The sequence below is a fragment of the Streptomyces sp. NPDC006384 genome (assembly GCF_042870695.1).
Taxonomy (GTDB): Bacteria; Actinomycetota; Actinomycetes; order Streptomycetales; family Streptomycetaceae; genus Streptomyces.
On record NZ_JBIAHR010000001.1, the window covers coordinates 237,563 to 253,005 of the forward strand.

Genomic DNA, 15,443 nt, shown 5'->3' on the forward strand with positions numbered 1-15,443 from the left:
CGGCCTCACCGGGGCTGCTCGGGGAGGTCCTCCACGAAGAGCAGGGTCAGGTCGTCCGTGTCCGGGTCCGCCAGCTGGGCGACGCGGCTCGCGTGCCGCTCCACCATCGCCTCGAAGGTCTGGCGCGCGGTGCGGCCGTTGCCGAAGGCCGGACCCTTGGGGAGCCGGGCGAAGTACCGCGTCAGCGCCTCGGGCACGCCCGGCGCCAGCCGGTACTCGTGCTCCTCGGCCTGCTGCTCCACGATCCGCAGCAGCTCCTCGGGCCCGTAGTCGCCGAAGGTGATGACCCGTGAGAAGCGGGACGCCACGCCGGGGTTGACCGACAGGAACCGCTCCATCTCCGCGGTGTAGCCCGCGACGATCACCACCACCGCGTCCCGCTGGTCCTCCATCAGCTTCACCAGCGTGTCGATGGCCTCCTTGCCGAAGTCCCGGCCCGCGTCCTCGGGGGACAGCGCGTACGCCTCGTCGATGAACAGCACACCCCCGTGCGCCCGCTGGAAGGCCTCCTGGGTGCGGATCGCGGTCGAGCCGATGTGCTCGCCGACCAGGTCGACGCGGGAGACCTCGACGAGGTGGCCCTTCTCCAGGACGCCCAGCGAGGCGAGGATCTCGCCGTAGAGCCGGGCGACCGTCGTCTTGCCGGTGCCGGGAGAGCCGGTGAAGACGAGGTGCCGCTTGACCGACGCCGCCTTCAGCCCCGCCCGCTGCCGGCGCCGCCCCACCTCGATCATGTCGGTCAGGGCCCGGACCTCGCGCTTGACGCTCTCCAGGCCGACCAGCGCGTCCAGTTCGCCGAGGACCTCCTTCGCCGACCGCGCCGGCCCCTCGGGTCCGGGGCCGGCTCCGGGACCGGCGATCAGCGGTTCCTGCTCGACGCCGCGCCGGCCGGGGATCGAGCCCAGCAGGCCGCCGGAGGAGCGGCCCGCCGTCTGCACGGCGGGCTCCCGCGCCGGGGGCGGCGCCAGACCGCCACCGCTCTCGTCGCTGGCGCAGTCCTCGACGAGCGGTCCCGCGCCGGACGCGTCCGGGCCGCCGTCCGCGAATGCGAAACCGCCGCGCGCGCACCGCTCCGTGCGGCACTTGCGCAGCGTCGTCCGGCAGCCGTCGATCACGTGGAAGCCGTAGCCGGCGCTGTCCGTCACCCGGCAGTCCAGGAAGCTGCCGCGGCCGCCCGCCGACACGTACACCCCGGCCTCCGAGGGGGAGTCGACCGTGCAGCGTTCGATGGTGGGGTCGGCGCCCTTGGTGACGATCACGCCGGTGCGGTTGCCGTCCAGGGCGCAGTTGTTCAGGGTGCCGCCGCTGCCGTGGTCGCGGAACCAGGCGCCCGTCGCCGCGTCCCGGATGCGGCAGTCGTCGAGCTGCGCGGTGGCGCCGTCGCTCACCGACACCGCCGTGTTGCGCACCTGGGACAGGTCGCTGTCGACGACGTCCACGCGTGAGCCGCGGTCCAGCACGAACAGCGCGTCCGGCACGTCGTGCACCCGGCAGGAGTCGAGGACGGCGGTGGCGCCGTCGCTGACCCAGACCGCCGGGTAGTCGCCCGTGCTGTCGAAGATCTCGCACTGGTTGGCGTCCACCCGGGTACCCGGGTCCCACACCGACAGGCCGTTGCGCCCGAACTGCCGCACGCTGGTGCGGGTCAGGGTGAGCACGGAGCGGGAGCGCAGGTCGACCGCGTTCTCCGGGATGTCGTGGATGCGGCAGTCGGCCAGGGTGAGCACGGCGTCGGTGTCGAGGGTGATCCCGTCGGCGGTGGTGCGGTGCACGTCGCAGTCGGTCAGATGCGCGGTGGCCCGGCCCGAGACCTGGACGCCGCTGCCCCGCACCTCGTAGACCTCGCAGCCCACCGCCTCCAGCGCCGAGTGCTCGCCGGTCGCCGTCAGGCCCGAGCCCGCCGCGTGGTGGACGCGGCAGCGCTCCAGCCGGGGGTGTGCGCCGGAGCGCACGGCGACCCCGGCCTGGCCGGCCGAGACGACCTCGCACTCCTCGAACACCCCGCCCCCGCCGTCGAGGACCGCGATGCCGACGCCCGCCGGATTGTCGACGGTGCAGCGCCGCACCGTCGGCCGCGCGCCGCCGCGCACCTCGATGCCGGACGCGGACCGTGTGACCACGCGTATGTCGAGCAGCTCCGGGGTGCCCTCCTCGACGAGGACGGCGGGCGCCGCCGCGTCCTGCCCCTCTATGTACAGGTCCTGGACGACGGCCGGGGCGCGCACCGTCAGCGGCACCCCGTCGACGGGCGCGATCCGCACCGAGCCCAGGGCCCCCTCGGGCCCGCGCAGGGTCACCGCCCGCCGGACGACGAGGTTCTCCCGGTAGGTCCCGGGGGCGACGGTGAGGACGTCACCGTCGGCCGCGGCCTCCAGGGCGGCGGCGAGCGATGCGTACTCACCCGTGCGGCGCCGCCACCGCGAGGTGCCGGTGTGCGTCACCTGGACCGTGCCCTGTGCCATGGCGTTGCTCTGCCCCCACCTCGTCGTACTGATCGCCCGGTCACCGCCGGACGCGGCGGCCGGGGCCGGGAGAACGGCCGTGCCGGTCCCGCGGACCCGCACGCAGGCGTTCCGTCCCCGCACCGGCGCGTGCCTGCGGTTTCCTCGCGCGCGGGTTGTCGCCGATCGGTTCGGCCGGTCCACCGTAGCGTGCGTGCGCGGGGTGGGTTGACCAGAGGCGGAAGCCGGCCGCATGCCGGCGCCGGTCCGGGCCCGGCCGTTCCCCTCCCCGCTCCCGGCGGTCGTGGTGGCGGCCTGGAGGGGGAAGGGGAACGGCCTCGGACCATGCCTGTGCACACCCGGGCGGGGAGGAGCGCCGGCGTCCCTCGGCCTTCGTCCTACGGTGTCCAACGCCCGCGCCACGGACCGGGTTCCCGGCCGCGGACCCGGACGCGCGGGCCCGTGGGCGCGGACTTACGGGTGCGGGCACGTCACCCGACGACCGTCACCGGGTCGCCGACCCGGACCGTGCCCGGTCCGAGCGGCACCAGATTCTGTCCGAAGACCAGCTTGCGGCCGATGCGGCGGTGCCGTCCGAGCGTGTGCAGAGGTTCCCGGCCGCGCTCGGCGGAGTGCTGGTCGGTGGTCGTCACCACGCAGCGCCCGGACGGCTTGGCGACCCGGAAGCGGACCTCTCCCACGGTGACGTGCGACCAGCCGTCCTCGGCCCACGCGCCGGTGCCGGCGACGACGAGGTTCGGCCGGAAACGGTTCATGGGCAGCGGCCCCTCCACCGCGTGCTCCCCTTCGGCGATCAGGGAGTTGAGGGCGTCCAGCGAGCCCGTCGTCGTGAGCAGCAGCGGGTAGCCGTCGGCGAAGGAGACGGTCTCGCCCGGCAGCGCGTACGCGGGGTCGACGGGCCGGCGCGTGGCGGGATCGTCCAGGTGCACCATCCGTACGTCCGCCCCGAGGAAGGCGCTGCACCAGGCGTGCGCGGCGTCGTCGGCCAAGGCCGCCTCGGTCCTGTCGCGGAAGATCCGCACCGGGACCGTGTCCGCCGGGTGCGGCACCGGCACCGTGAGCGGCGGGCGGTCGGGCGCGGACAGCCGGACGCCGCCGGGCAGGAGCTCGGCGGCGGCCAGGGCCAGGCGCGGCTGTTCCCGCTGGGTGACGACCTTTCCCCCGTCGTCGATCAGCATCCAGCGGCGGTCTCCGGCCAGCCCCCAGGGCTCCACGACGGCCTCCCGGGGCGCGAGGCCCCGGAACGCCTTGACCGGATGGACGTGTATCGACTGCAGTCGCGCGTTCCCCATGGGGTCATGGTGCCAGGCGGCACCGGTACCCCGGCGAACGGCTCAGTAGCCGCGGTACTGCTGGTTGTTGTACGGGTCCTGGTAGGGCGCCGGAGCGGGCCGCGGGGCCGCGGGCCGCATCGCCTCGTACCCCGCGGGGCCGGGAGCGGCCGGACGCGGCGGCTGCGGCTGCTGCTGGGGCCCGGGGTACCCGCGCGGGGCGCTCGCCTGCTGCGGGATGTACGCGGTGGGCGCCTGCTGCAGCGGCGCGGGCTGCTGCATCTGCTGCACCGGCTGCATCTGCTGCGGGTAGCCGCCGTAGGCGGGCTGGGCGGGGGCTGCCGGGAGGGCGGGCAGGGCCGACGGGAGCGCCGGAAGGTGGCCGGACGGGGCGTCGTACGCGGCCGGGACCCGGATCGGGGCGATCTGCGGGGTGCCCCGCTCGGCGACGAGCGAGTCGTAGATCGGGGTGTCCGGGAAGGAGGCGGAGTAGTAGCCGCCGCCATAACTGGAGCGGGGGGAGGTCATGGCCATAAGTTAAGCCCACGATGTGCTGGTTGGGGAGACCGATAAGAGGGTTGTTTTCCGTGCCTGCGGTGACGGGGGATCACCAATCCGAGCGAACTTGGTGAAAAAGGGCGGCGCGGAACAAGATTTTCATGTAAGTGCCGACTTCTGGTCAGGTTACCGGTGGTCCACCGGCCGTGTCCGCGCTCTTCCGAAGGCGGCCGGACCGCAGCGGACCCCGGCCGCGCCCCCGGCCGGGGCGTGACCGGGGGACCGGGCCCCAAACGCGGCTCCGTGACCGGACGTTGTCAGCCCTCGTCGGGCACGGCACCGGGCCGGGCGTAGGTGCGGCCCTTCCACGCGGCGCCCCGCCCCCGGTAGTGCTGCACCGCCGAGTCGACCGTCATCAGCAGGTACAGGAACGCGGTGAACGGCAGCAGCGGGGCGAGCCACAGCGGCTGCCGGTAGTACCGCAGCATCGGCACGTACGTCCCCGCCATCACCAGCCACGCGGCGCCCGCGCACCCCGCGGCCGCCGCGTTCCCGGCGGCCGCGCCCGCCACCGCCGCCACCGGCGGCACCAGATACACCAGCGCCAGCCCGGCGACCGTGCCGGCGAGCAGCAGCGGACTGTGCCGCAACTGGGCGTAGGCGCTGCGCGAGACCATCCGCCACAGATCGCGCAGCCGCGGGTAGGGACGCACACTGTCCACCCCGTCGGCGAGCCCCAGCCACACCCGGCCGCCGCTGCCCTTGACCGCGCGGGCGAGGGCCACGTCGTCGATGACCGCGTGCCGGATCGCGTCCGGGATCCGCGCCCGCGCGGCGGCGTCCGCGCGCAGCAGCACACAGCCCCCCGCGGCGGCGGCCGTCCCCTTCCTCCCGGCCCGCCTCCCGCCGATCCACCGGAACGGGTAGAGCTGCGCGAAGAAGTAGACGAACGCCGGCACCACGAGCCGTTCCCAGACGCTCTCGGCCCGCAGCCGGGCCATCTGGGAGACCACGTCGAAACCACCGGTGCGGGCCGCCGCCACCAGCCGCCGCAGACTGTCCGGCGCGTGCGCGATGTCGGCGTCCGTCAGCAGCAGGTACTCGGGATCCCGCGCGCGTGCCAGCGCGATGCCGTGCCGCACCGCCCAGAGCTTGCCCGTCCACCCGGCCGGCGGCTCACCGGGCGAGGCCACGGTGAGCGGCAGTCCCGCCCGGCGCCGGCCCAGCTCGCGCGCCAGGTCACCGGTGCCGTCCGTACTTCCGTCGTCGACCAGGAAGACCTCCGCCCGCCCCGGATAGTCCTGGGCCAGCAGCGAGGGCAGACTCGCCGGCAGGACCGCCGCCTCGTCGCGCGCCGGCACGACGACGCACACGTGCGGCCAGCTCTCCGGTTCCCGGCGGCCGGGCAGTCCTACGTCCGTACGCCAGAAGAAACCCCGGGCGAGCAGCAGCCACAGCCAGGCGGCCAGTGACAGGGCGGATACGACGGTCGGGGCGGACGTCCACACATCGGCGCTCACCTGCGCAGTGTGCCCCACGACGCGGCACGCGGCGGCCCATCGACTATCGTGGCCGGGTGAAGATCGCGCTCATGGACTCCGGAATCGGTCTGCTGGCGGCCACCGCAGCGGTACGGCGCCTGCGACCGGACGCCGATCTCATCCTCTCCCTGGACCCCGACGGCATGCCCTGGGGACCGCGGACCCCCGAGGACCTGACCCGGCGGGCCCTGGCCGTCGCCGAGGCGGCCGCCGCCCACCGGCCGGACGCCCTGATCGTCGGCTGCAACACCGCCTCCGTCCACGCGCTGCCCACGCTGCGCGCCCGCTTCGAACCGGACCTGCCGGTCATCGGCACCGTCCCGGCGATCAAGCCCGCCGCGGCCGGCGGCGGACCGGTGGCCATCTGGGCGACGCCCGCCACCACCGGCAGCCCCTACCAGCGTGGGCTCATCGAGCGGTTCGCCGCCGGCGCGAGGGTCACCGAGGTCCCCTGCCACGGTCTCGCCGAGGCGGTCGAGCACGCGGACGAGAGCGCGATCACCGCCGCCGTGTCCGCCGCGGCCGCGCTGACGCCCGAGGACGTGACGACCGTCGTCCTGGGCTGTACCCACTACGAGCTCGTCGCCGAACGCATCCGCGCCGCCGTGCAGCGCCCCGGCGCCCCGCGCCTGGCCCTGCACGGCTCCGCCGGCGCCGTCGCCGCCCAGGCACTGCGCCGGATCGGCGCGCCCCCCGAGCCGGGAGCCCCGGCCGAGGGCACGCTCACCGTGCTGCTGAGCGGACGCGAGGGCTCCCTGCCGGCGCCGGCGCTGGCCTACGAGGAGGGCCGCCTGCTGCGGACGGCCACGCCCGCCCGCTGAGCGGCCCGCCGTCCACTCGGACCGGTCACCCTGCGCGACGAGGTAGCCGCGCAGCGAAACGTGAGTAACCTCATATCCATGAGGCATCGCCCCGGCGAGAGCACCCCCGTACCGGACGTCTGGACGGGCCGTGCCACCAACCGCGTCCAGTGGCTGCTGGCGCTCATCGGTGTCGCCTGCGTGGCACTCGGCATCGCGCTGGCCGTCGATCCGGCCTGGGAGTCCGGCATCGCCCCGCTCACCATGGCCGTCGTCGGCTGCATCACGGCCGGGCTGCTCGTGCTCTTCGGCACGCTGGCCTTCGTGCACGTCGCGCTCAGAGTCGACGAGGAGTGCCTCGAGGTGCGCTGCGGCCACATCGGCCTGCCTCGCCGCCGCATCCCGCTGTCGCACGTCGCCGGCGCCGAGTTCACCCCGCACGTCACCCCCCGGCACTGGGGCGGCTGGGGCTACCGCTGGCGGCCGGAGAAGGGCACCGCCGTCGTCGTACGGCGCGGCGAGGGCGTCGTCCTGCGGCTGTGGGACGGCCACACGTTCACCGTCACCGTGGACGACGCGGAGGCGGCCGTCCAGGTGATCAGGGACCGTCTGCGGCCGAAGGCACCCGGCCCGGCGCACTGAGGGCCGGAGCGCGGCAGCCCTCCGCGGCCGCCCGGAGGACCGCGGAGGGACGCGCCGTACACTCCGGGGGTGACCGTCACCGCAACCCCCGTAGGCGAGCCGGACCGGCTGAAGTCGCAGGCCACACCCGCCTCGCGCCTGGCCGCACGGCTCACGCGCCTGTTCCCGGCCGCCGCTGCCGCGCTCTGCGGCGTGCTGCTCTACGTCAGCTTCCCGCCGCGCACCCTGTGGTGGCTGGCGCTGCCCGCCTTCGCCGTCCTCGGCGGGGTGCTGCGCGGCCGTTCCTGGAAGGCGGGCCTCGGCCTCGGCTACCTCTTCGGCCTCGGCTTCCTGCTGCCCCTGCTGGTGTGGACCGGTGTGGAGGTCGGCCCCGGCCCCTGGCTCGCCCTGGCCGCCGTCGAGGCGGTCTTCGTCGCTCTGGCCGGGGCGGGCATCGCCGCGGTGTCGCGGCTGCCGGCCTGGCCGGTGTGGGCGGCGGCGGTGTGGATCGCCGCGGAGGCGGCACGCGCGCGTGTGCCCTTCCACGGCTTCCCCTGGGGCAAGATCGCCTTCGGGCAGGCGGACGGCGTCTTCCTCCCGCTCGCCGCGGCCGGCGGCACGCCGGTGGTGGGCTTCGCGGTCGTCCTGTGCGGCTTCGGCCTGTACGAGGCCGCACGCCTGGCCGTCCGGGCCCGCCGCACCGGCACCCTCCGGCGGGGCGCGGCAGCGGCGGCCCTGCTCACGGTGGCCGTCCCCGTCGCCGGCGCCGTGGCCGCACGGCCGCTGGTCAGCGACGACGCCGAGGACGGCACGGCCACCGTCGCCGTCGTCCAGGGCAACGTGCCGCGCGCCGGCCTCGACTTCAACGCCCAGCGCCGGGCCGTGCTCGACCACCACGCGCGGGAGACGCGACGCCTGGCCGCCGAGGTGAGGGCCGGCCGGATCGCCCGGCCCGACTTCGTGCTCTGGCCGGAGAACTCCTCCGACATCGACCCTTTCACCAACCCCGACGCGCGCGAGGTCATCGACCGGGCCGTCGAGGCGATCGGTGTGCCCGTCTCCGTCGGCGGCGTCGTGGACCGCGACGGCAGACTGCTCAACGAGCAGATCCTGTGGGACCCCGACAAGGGACCGGTGGACACCTACGACAAGCGGCAGATCCAGCCCTTCGGCGAGTACCTGCCGCTGCGCTCGCTCGTCGGGGCGATCAACGAGGACTGGACCGCCATGGTCGCCCGGGACTTCAGCCGCGGCACCGAGCCCGGCGTCTTCACCATGGCCGGCACCCGGGTCGGCCTCGTCACCTGCTACGAGGCGGCCTTCGACTGGGCGGTGCGCTCCGAGGTCGCCGACGGCGCCCAGATGATCTCCGTGCCCAGCAACAACGCGACGTTCGGCCGCAGTGAGATGACCTACCAGCAGCTCGCCATGTCCCGCATCCGCGCCGTCGAGCACAGCCGGACGGTCACGGTGCCGGTGACCAGCGGCGTCAGTGCGATCATCATGCCGGACGGCCGGGTCACCCAGAAGACCGGCATGTTCGTGGCGGACTCGCTCGTCCAGGAGGTGCCGCTGCGGTCCTCCGAGACGCCCGCCACCCGGCTCGGCGTATGGCCCGAGGCGGCCCTGGTGCTGGTCGCGGCCGGCGGGATCGGCTGGGCCGTCGGCGCCGGAGTGCGCGGCCGACGCGCCCGCAGCGCGTAGATCCCGTACGCCGGGCGCGCTCCGCGGTGCGGGTCCGTACGCCGGGTGTACGCCCCACGCTGCGATTCTGCGCGCCGGGCGCGCGCCCCGTGCTGTGGTCCCGTACGCCGGGGGCATGCTTCGCGATGACGTCGGGAGGGGCCCGGCCGGCCGGTTAGGGTCGGGCGCATGGCTACTCCCGACTTCATCCGCGACCTGCGCGTTTCCGCCGGACACCAGCTCCTGTGGCTCCCCGGAGTCACCGCCGTCGTCTTCGACGAGGAGGGGAGGGTGCTGCTGGGCCGGCGGGCCGACAACCGGCGCTGGTCCCTGATCGGCGGCATCCCGGAACCGGGTGAGCAGCCCGCCGCCTGCGCCGTGCGCGAGGTGGAGGAGGAGACCGCGGTGCGGTGCGTCGTCGAGCGGCTCGTCGTCGTCCAGGCACTGGACCCGGTCACCTACGAGAACGGCGACGTCTGCCAGTTCATGGACATCACCTTCCGCTGCCGGGCAGTGGGCGGCGAGGCCCGCGTCAACGACGACGAGTCGCTGGACGTGGGCTGGTTCGAGGTGGACGCCCTGCCGGACCTGAAGGAGTGGGGACGGTTCCGGATCAAGCAGGCGATGTCCGACGGCCCCACATGGTTCGACCCCACTGAACCCGCCTGAACTGTATGGCGTGCCCACATGGGGCATGGGACGGGCGCTGCCTAGGGTCGCAGACATGACCTCGCCCAGCGTCCTCCCGCCCCCGCACGCCGCGCCGCTCGACCTCGGCGGCCGCACCGCCCTCGTCACCGGCGCCGCAGGCGGCATCGGCAGCGCCTGCGCGCTGCGGCTGGCCGCCGCGGGAGCCGAGGTCAGAGCGGTCGACCGGGACGCCGCGGGGCTCGACGCGCTCGCCGAACGGGCCGCGGACCTCGCGGGCGGCGTCACACCGCACGTCCTGGACCTGACCGACCTGGACGCCGCCGAGGAGGCGGCCGCCGGCACCGACGTCCTGGTCAACAACGCCGGACTGCAGATGGTGCGGCCCCTGGAGGAGTTCCCGCCGGACGTCTTCCACACGGTCCTCACCGTCATGCTGGAGGCGCCCTTCCGCCTCATCCGCGGCGCCCTGCCCCACATGTACGGACAGGGCTGGGGCCGCATCGTCAACATCTCCTCCGTGCACGGCCTGCGCGCCTCCGCCTACAAGGCGGCCTACGTGTCCGCCAAGCACGGGCTGGAGGGACTGTCCAAGACCGCCGCCCTCGAGGGGGCCGCCCACGGCGTCACCTCCAACTGCGTGAACCCCGCCTACGTACGCACCCCGCTGGTGGAGAAGCAGATCGCCGACCAGGCCCGCGCGCACGGCATCAGCGAGGAGCGGGTCCTCTCCGAGGTGCTGCTGCGGGACAGCGCGGTACGCCGGCTCATCGAACCGGACGAGGTCGCGGAGGCCGTGGCGTACCTGTGCGCCCCGCAGGCGTCCTTCGTCACGGGAACCTCCCTCGTCCTGGACGGCGGCTGGACCGCCCACTGACCGCGGTGGCGTCCCGCGGACCGGCGGGGAGGACCCTGTGCACCGGCAAGGAGCCGACGAGGACAGCTCCGCATCCTGATCCTGGCAAGGAAAGGACACGCGCAGCCGCCGGGCGCCGGTGCCTCCGGTGGCCCGGGTCGTCCACAGGGCTGCCGCGACGACCGGACGATGGGTGATCCTGTGAGCATGTCCCGCGATCACGCGCAGTCCGCCGAACACCTCGCCCACGACGCCGGGGCGCCGGTCCGGCACGCCGCGGCCGAGACGCCCTTCCTGGAACTGCTGGCCCGGGACGCCTCCGCCGACGCCTACGAGCAGCCCGTGCTGCTCGCCCGCGCGGCGGGCGCACCGGCCGAGCGGATCGCCGCGCTGGAGCGGGCCAAGCTCCTCGCCCTGCGCGTGCGCTCCGAGCTGGAGGGCCGGCGCCGCCGCGAGGCCGAGCTGTCCGCCCTGTTCGAGACGGCCCACGACCTCGCCGGGCTGCGCGACCTGGACGCCGTACTGCGCGCGATCGTGCAGCGGGCCCGCTCCCTCCTCGGGACGGACGTGGCCTACCTCAGCCTCAACGACCCCGTCCGGGGCGACACCTACATGCGCGTCACCGAGGGCTCGGTCGCGGCCCGCTTCCAGCAGCTGCGGCTCGGCATGGGGGAGGGGCTCGGCGGACTCGTCGCCCAGACCGCCCGGCCCTACGTCACCGAGGACTACTTCGAGGACGACCGTTTCCGGCACACCCGCGCCATCGACACGGGCGTCCGGGACGAGGGCCTCGTCGCCATCCTCGGCGTACCCCTGATGCTCGGGCCCCACGTCATCGGCGTGCTCTTCGCGGCGGACCGGCGGGCCCGGGTCTTCGAACGGGAGCAGATCGCCCTGCTCGGCTCCTTCGCCGCCCTCGCCGCGGCGGCCATCGACACCGCCAACCTCCTCGCGGAGACCCGCTCGGCCCTCGCCGGACTGGAACGGGCCAACGAGATCATCCGGGACCGCAGCGCCGTCATCGAACGCGCCTCCGACGTCCACGACCGGCTCACCGAACTGGTCCTGCGCGGCGGCGGAGTCCACGACGTGGCCGCCGCCGTCTCCCAGGTCCTGGACGGCACCGTCGAGTTCACCGAGGCCGGCACGGCACCCGCGAAGGCCCTCCAGTCCTCCCGCGCGGAAGGACACGCGGTCCGGCACGAGGACGACTGGATCGCCGCGGTCGCCGCCGGCGGCGAACTGCTCGGCGCACTCGTCCTGCGCGGCCACCCCGGACTCGACCCCGTCGACCAGCTCACCCTGGAACGCGCCGCGATGGTCACCTCCCTGCTGCTGCTCGCCCGGCGCTCCGCCGCCGAGGCCGAACAGCGCGTGCGCGGCGAACTGCTGGACGACCTGCTCGACGCCCGCGACCGCGACCCGCGCCTGCTGCGCGACCGTGCCCGGCGGCTGCACGCCGACCTCGACGCCACACACGTCGTCCTCGTCGCCCGCCTCGACGCCACCGCGCAGGACGCCGACCGGGAGGCGGACGCCCGCCGGCGCCTGTGGGCCGCCGCCTCCCACCTCGCCGCGACCCGGCACGGCCTGGCCGCCGCCCGCGACGGCGGCACCGTCCTGCTGCTGCCCCTCGCCACCCCCGACGGCGCCACGGACCTGGCCCGCCGCACCGCACGGGACCTCGCCTCGGCCGTCCACGAGGCCGTCACCGTCGGCGCCTCGGCCCCGGTCGAAGATCTCGCCGCCCGGCCCGAGAGCGTGGCCGCCGCCTACACCGAGGCCGGACGCTGCCTGGACGCGCTGCGGCTGCTGGGCCGCTCCGGGGACGGCGCCGCCGCCGACGACTTCGGCTTCCTCGGCCTGCTCCTGGCCGGCGACCGGGACGTCGCCGGCTTCGTCGACCGCACCATCGGCCGGGTCGTCGCCTACGACGAGCGGCGCGGCACCGAGCTGCTGCGCACCCTCGACGCCTACTTCGCCTGCGGCATGAGCCCCGCCCGCACCAAGGACGCCCTCCACGTGCACGTGAACACGGTCGCCCAGCGACTGGAGCGCGTCGGCCGCCTCCTCGGTGACGACTGGCAGAGCCCCTCCCGCGCACTGGAGATACAACTGGCCCTCCGGCTCCGCCGGTTGTCGGCCCCCGCGCAACGCTGACCCCCGCACGCGGGGAGCGTACGGGGGCAGGGGCGCGCTGCGGGTCAGGCGGTACGGCGGGTCAGGCGGTGCGCGCTTCCGCGGCGGGGGAACCGCCCGGCTCCGCAGAGTCCCGGCCTGTGGGCGTGACCTCGGAGAGGTCCCGGTGCCGGGTCTCCTTGGCCATCCACACGGCGACGAGCGTCAGCAGAGCCGCGGCGATGACGTAGAGGGAGATCGGCGTCGAGCTGTCGTACTCGGACAGCAGCGCCGTCGCGATCAGCGGTGCCGGGGCGCCCGCCGCGACCGACGCGAACTGGGCGCCGATGGAAGCGCCGGAGTAGCGCATCCGGGTCGCGAACATCTCGGAGAAGAAGGCCGCCTGGGGCGCGTACATCGCGCCGTGCAGCACCAGGCCGACGGTCACCGCGAGAAGGAGGCTGCCGAAGTCCCCCGTGTCGATCAGCATGAAGAAGGGGAACATCCACAGCCCGACCCCGGCGGCCCCCAGCAGGTACACGGGGCGGCGGCCGATCCGGTCCGACAGCGCGCCCCATACCGGGATGACCGCGAAGTGCACGGCCGAGGCGATCAGCACCGCGTTGAGCGCGGTCTGCTTGGACACGTCCGCCGCGGTGGTGGCGTACACGAGGATGAACGCCGTGATGACGTAGTAGCTGATGTTCTCCGCCATCCGCGCGCCCATGGCGATCAGCACGTCGCGCCAGTGGTGCCGCAGCACGGAGACCAGCGGCAGCGCCTCGGCCTCCGTGCCGCGCGCCTCCGCCTCGCGGGCCTCGGCCTTGCGCGCCTCGGCCTGTGCCAACGCCTGCTTGAAGACGGGGGATTCATCGACGGACAGACGGATCCACAGACCGACGATCACCAGAACTCCGGAGAGCAGGAACGGGATCCGCCACCCCCAGCCGGTGAACGCGGCGTCCGGCAGCACGGCCGTCAGCAGCGACAGCACCCCGGTCGCCAGCAACTGCCCCGCCGGCGCGCCGGTCTGCGGCCACGATGCCCAGAACCCACGGCGCCGCGCGTCCCCGTGCTCGGACACCAGCAGCACGGCACCGCCCCACTCGCCGCCGAGCGCGAAGCCCTGCACGAGCCGCAGCACGGTCAGCAGCACGGGAGCGGCCGTGCCGATGGTCGCGTGCGTGGGCAGCAGCCCGATCGCGAAGGTCGCCCCGCCCATCAGCAGCAGGCTCAGCACCAGCAGCTTCTTGCGCCCGAGCCGGTCCCCGTAGTGCCCGAAGACCAGCGCGCCCAGCGGACGCGCGGCGAATCCGACGGCGTAGGTCAGGAAGGACAGCAGGGTGCCGACCAGGGGGTCGGAGTCCGGGAAGAACAGCTCGTTGAAGACGAGGGCGGCGGCGGAACCGTAGAGGAAGAAGTCGTACCACTCGATGGTGGTGCCGATGAGGGACGCGGCGACGATGCGCTTGAGATTGTCCGGAGCGGGCGGAGCGGCTGCGGGTGACGACATCGGCACCACTTCCTGAGGTGTGACGGGGACGTTTGCGTGTCGCCACACCGTAGGAATCCGCAGGTCAGGCGCACATGTGGCGGGGCAACACAGTTCGGGGGCCGGCTATGCGCGCGGCCACCATGCCGGCTCATGGAAAGACGTCTCAGGGGATCGACGGTGGCCGGAACGAGTGCCGTCCGGGACGCGTATTTCAGGGTGATTTGACGGTGCCGTGCTGACTCCCGTGCTGGTTTGGTGCTGACTAAAATCCCACGTCATCCCCCGTCCTCACCTGTCCCGTGCTGACTTGGTGCTGACTACGCTCCGTTGAACTCGGGCATCAGGGATTGATCGACTCAGAGTCGTTGCGCGGCAGGTGACCGGACTGAGAGACCGAGTCCGGCCTTGCCGCTCAGCCGCCGTCGGCACGGGCAAAGCAGTGTGTCTGGGCGTGGTGCACGTTGGTCCCAGGAGGTTCTTCGTCTGCTGGTGGTACATCATGAGCAGCAGCGTGAAAAGACCGAACTGGCTACTTTCCGCGAGCACGCCGACAACCTGATCGTTGCCATCGCCGACGTTGGAGCCTCCACAGACCTCAATCACCGTCTGTGGGATCGCCCATGGGAGAAGGCGCGGCGGCTTTTTCTGTTCGTCTTCGCTGCGGCCGGAGAAGGCGCCCGGATGCACGTCCGAGGTGGCTCTGAGTGGCAGACCTTCGCCGCCGGCGTGGCCCGGCCTGCGTGAAGATCACGCCAGCAAGACAGTCCTCGCAACACTACGTGAGCCCATAATGCGAGTCCACGCAGCAGCTTCGTTCCGGTGCCACCCAGACGAGCGCATCGTCGAGACGACGAACGAACTGCTTGCGGCCGTCGGTGACATCAAGAACACCACCCGGCTCGAGGCGGCCCTCGAAGCATTCGGGCAAGCCGGCGTAGCGGTATTCCAGCCCCGCCCATCCATATGGGCGCGCCTCCGCGGTCGGGCCCGACGAGGTGGGCGAAAGGGCCCGGTACCGACGGGGGATGCAGTACCGGGCTCCTCGACTACCGTAGCCGCGCGGAGGGCACGGGGCGGCCGTTCCTGCGTACTACTCCTCGGCCGCGACCGTCGGATCGTGCACCGGAACCCGCTGGAAGACATCCCGGTTGGCGTCCCGGGCCGGGCGTACGTACCGCTCACGGGGGGGATGGGTGAGCCCTTCTTCCACCGGCCGGCCTCCCAGAGTTCCTCGTCTGTCGCGCCGCTCGCTCCGAGGCCGGTGGCGCCGCCGGCGCGAAGGCCGTGGGAGGAGACGGGGCGGCCATCGCTCTTGAGGCCGGCTGCCGTGAACCACAGCTTCACCCGGTCGTTGACCGTCTGCGGGCGTAGGTAGTTGCCGCGCTTTGTGGCCCCACCCCCTTTCGTGGCCCGGGTCTCCGGTGTCGCGACCTTCCCGCTCCGCAGAACC

At 73.9% G+C, this 15,443-nt stretch carries 12 protein-coding genes; 7 read left to right on the plus strand and 5 right to left on the minus strand.

The window, feature by feature from the left end:
• Positions 1-5: 5 nt before the first annotated feature.
• The 4 genes from ACFYOJ_RS01060 to ACFYOJ_RS01075 form a co-directional block, all read right to left on the minus strand.
• Positions 6-2,462: a right-handed parallel beta-helix repeat-containing protein gene (locus ACFYOJ_RS01060; protein ID WP_356552258.1), complete on the minus strand. Its 2,457-nt coding sequence runs from the start codon at positions 2,460-2,462 to the stop codon at positions 6-8.
• A 470-nt stretch (positions 2,463-2,932) separates the two neighbouring features.
• Positions 2,933-3,754, minus strand: a complete 822-nt coding sequence (locus ACFYOJ_RS01065; RefSeq protein ID WP_356552259.1) for an MOSC N-terminal beta barrel domain-containing protein — start codon at positions 3,752-3,754, stop codon at positions 2,933-2,935.
• Positions 3,755-3,796: 42 nt separating this feature from the next.
• On the minus strand, positions 3,797-4,261 hold the full coding sequence (locus ACFYOJ_RS01070) for a DUF6643 family protein (RefSeq protein WP_356552260.1): 465 nt from the start codon (positions 4,259-4,261) through the stop codon (positions 3,797-3,799).
• Positions 4,262-4,548: 287 nt separating this feature from the next.
• The gene (locus ACFYOJ_RS01075) at positions 4,549-5,769 is read right to left on the minus strand and encodes a glycosyltransferase (protein WP_388596077.1); all 1,221 of its coding nucleotides are present in this window, start codon (positions 5,767-5,769) and stop codon (positions 4,549-4,551) included.
• Between the two features lie 38 nt (positions 5,770-5,807).
• Between ACFYOJ_RS01075 and ACFYOJ_RS01080 the strand changes: the two genes are divergently transcribed.
• From ACFYOJ_RS01080 to ACFYOJ_RS01105, 6 genes are all read left to right on the plus strand, one after another.
• Complete coding sequence (locus tag ACFYOJ_RS01080) at positions 5,808-6,593, plus strand: aspartate/glutamate racemase family protein (RefSeq protein WP_356552264.1); 786 nt, start codon at positions 5,808-5,810, stop codon at positions 6,591-6,593.
• A gap of 78 nt (positions 6,594-6,671) precedes the next feature.
• Entirely contained in the window at positions 6,672-7,214 is a 543-nt protein-coding gene (locus tag ACFYOJ_RS01085; protein WP_356552266.1) for a hypothetical protein, read from the plus strand.
• A 69-nt stretch (positions 7,215-7,283) separates the two neighbouring features.
• Complete coding sequence (gene lnt / locus ACFYOJ_RS01090; protein ID WP_356552267.1) at positions 7,284-8,897, plus strand: apolipoprotein N-acyltransferase; 1,614 nt, start codon at positions 7,284-7,286, stop codon at positions 8,895-8,897.
• Between the two features lie 168 nt (positions 8,898-9,065).
• On the plus strand, positions 9,066-9,545 hold the full coding sequence (locus tag ACFYOJ_RS01095; protein ID WP_356552269.1) for an NUDIX domain-containing protein: 480 nt from the start codon (positions 9,066-9,068) through the stop codon (positions 9,543-9,545).
• A 55-nt stretch (positions 9,546-9,600) separates the two neighbouring features.
• The gene (locus tag ACFYOJ_RS01100) at positions 9,601-10,401 is read left to right on the plus strand and encodes a 3-hydroxybutyrate dehydrogenase (RefSeq protein WP_356552271.1); all 801 of its coding nucleotides are present in this window, start codon (positions 9,601-9,603) and stop codon (positions 10,399-10,401) included.
• Between the two features lie 186 nt (positions 10,402-10,587).
• Positions 10,588-12,540 carry a GAF domain-containing protein gene (locus ACFYOJ_RS01105; RefSeq protein ID WP_356552273.1) on the plus strand — a complete coding sequence of 651 codons (1,953 nt, stop codon included), beginning with the start codon at positions 10,588-10,590 and terminating at the stop codon, positions 12,538-12,540.
• 61 nt (positions 12,541-12,601) lie between these two features.
• Here ACFYOJ_RS01105 and ACFYOJ_RS01110 read toward each other — a convergent pair whose 3' ends face one another.
• Complete coding sequence (locus ACFYOJ_RS01110; protein ID WP_356552275.1) at positions 12,602-14,011, minus strand: MFS transporter; 1,410 nt, start codon at positions 14,009-14,011, stop codon at positions 12,602-12,604.
• Between the two features lie 471 nt (positions 14,012-14,482).
• Here ACFYOJ_RS01110 and ACFYOJ_RS01115 point away from each other — a divergent pair, with 471 nt between their 5' ends.
• Complete coding sequence (locus tag ACFYOJ_RS01115) at positions 14,483-14,737, plus strand: hypothetical protein (RefSeq protein ID WP_356552277.1); 255 nt, start codon at positions 14,483-14,485, stop codon at positions 14,735-14,737.
• Positions 14,738-15,443: the final 706 nt, after the last annotated feature.

Excerpts from the sequence above, each read along its gene's own strand:
- ACFYOJ_RS01060 (WP_356552258.1), bottom strand. The coding sequence starts at position 2,462 with ATGGCACAGGGCACGGTCCAGGTGACGCACACCGGCACCTCGCGGTGG.
- ACFYOJ_RS01065 (WP_356552259.1), bottom strand. The coding sequence starts at position 3,754 with ATGGGGAACGCGCGACTGCAGTCGATACACGTCCATCCGGTCAAGGCG.
- ACFYOJ_RS01070 (WP_356552260.1), bottom strand. The coding sequence starts at position 4,261 with ATGACCTCCCCCCGCTCCAGTTATGGCGGCGGCTACTACTCCGCCTCC.
- ACFYOJ_RS01085 (WP_356552266.1), top strand. The coding sequence starts at position 6,672 with ATGAGGCATCGCCCCGGCGAGAGCACCCCCGTACCGGACGTCTGGACG.
- ACFYOJ_RS01095 (WP_356552269.1), top strand. The coding sequence starts at position 9,066 with ATGGCTACTCCCGACTTCATCCGCGACCTGCGCGTTTCCGCCGGACAC.
- ACFYOJ_RS01100 (WP_356552271.1), top strand. The coding sequence starts at position 9,601 with ATGACCTCGCCCAGCGTCCTCCCGCCCCCGCACGCCGCGCCGCTCGAC.
- ACFYOJ_RS01105 (WP_356552273.1), top strand. The coding sequence starts at position 10,588 with ATGTCCCGCGATCACGCGCAGTCCGCCGAACACCTCGCCCACGACGCC.
- ACFYOJ_RS01110 (WP_356552275.1), bottom strand. The coding sequence starts at position 14,011 with ATGTCGTCACCCGCAGCCGCTCCGCCCGCTCCGGACAATCTCAAGCGC.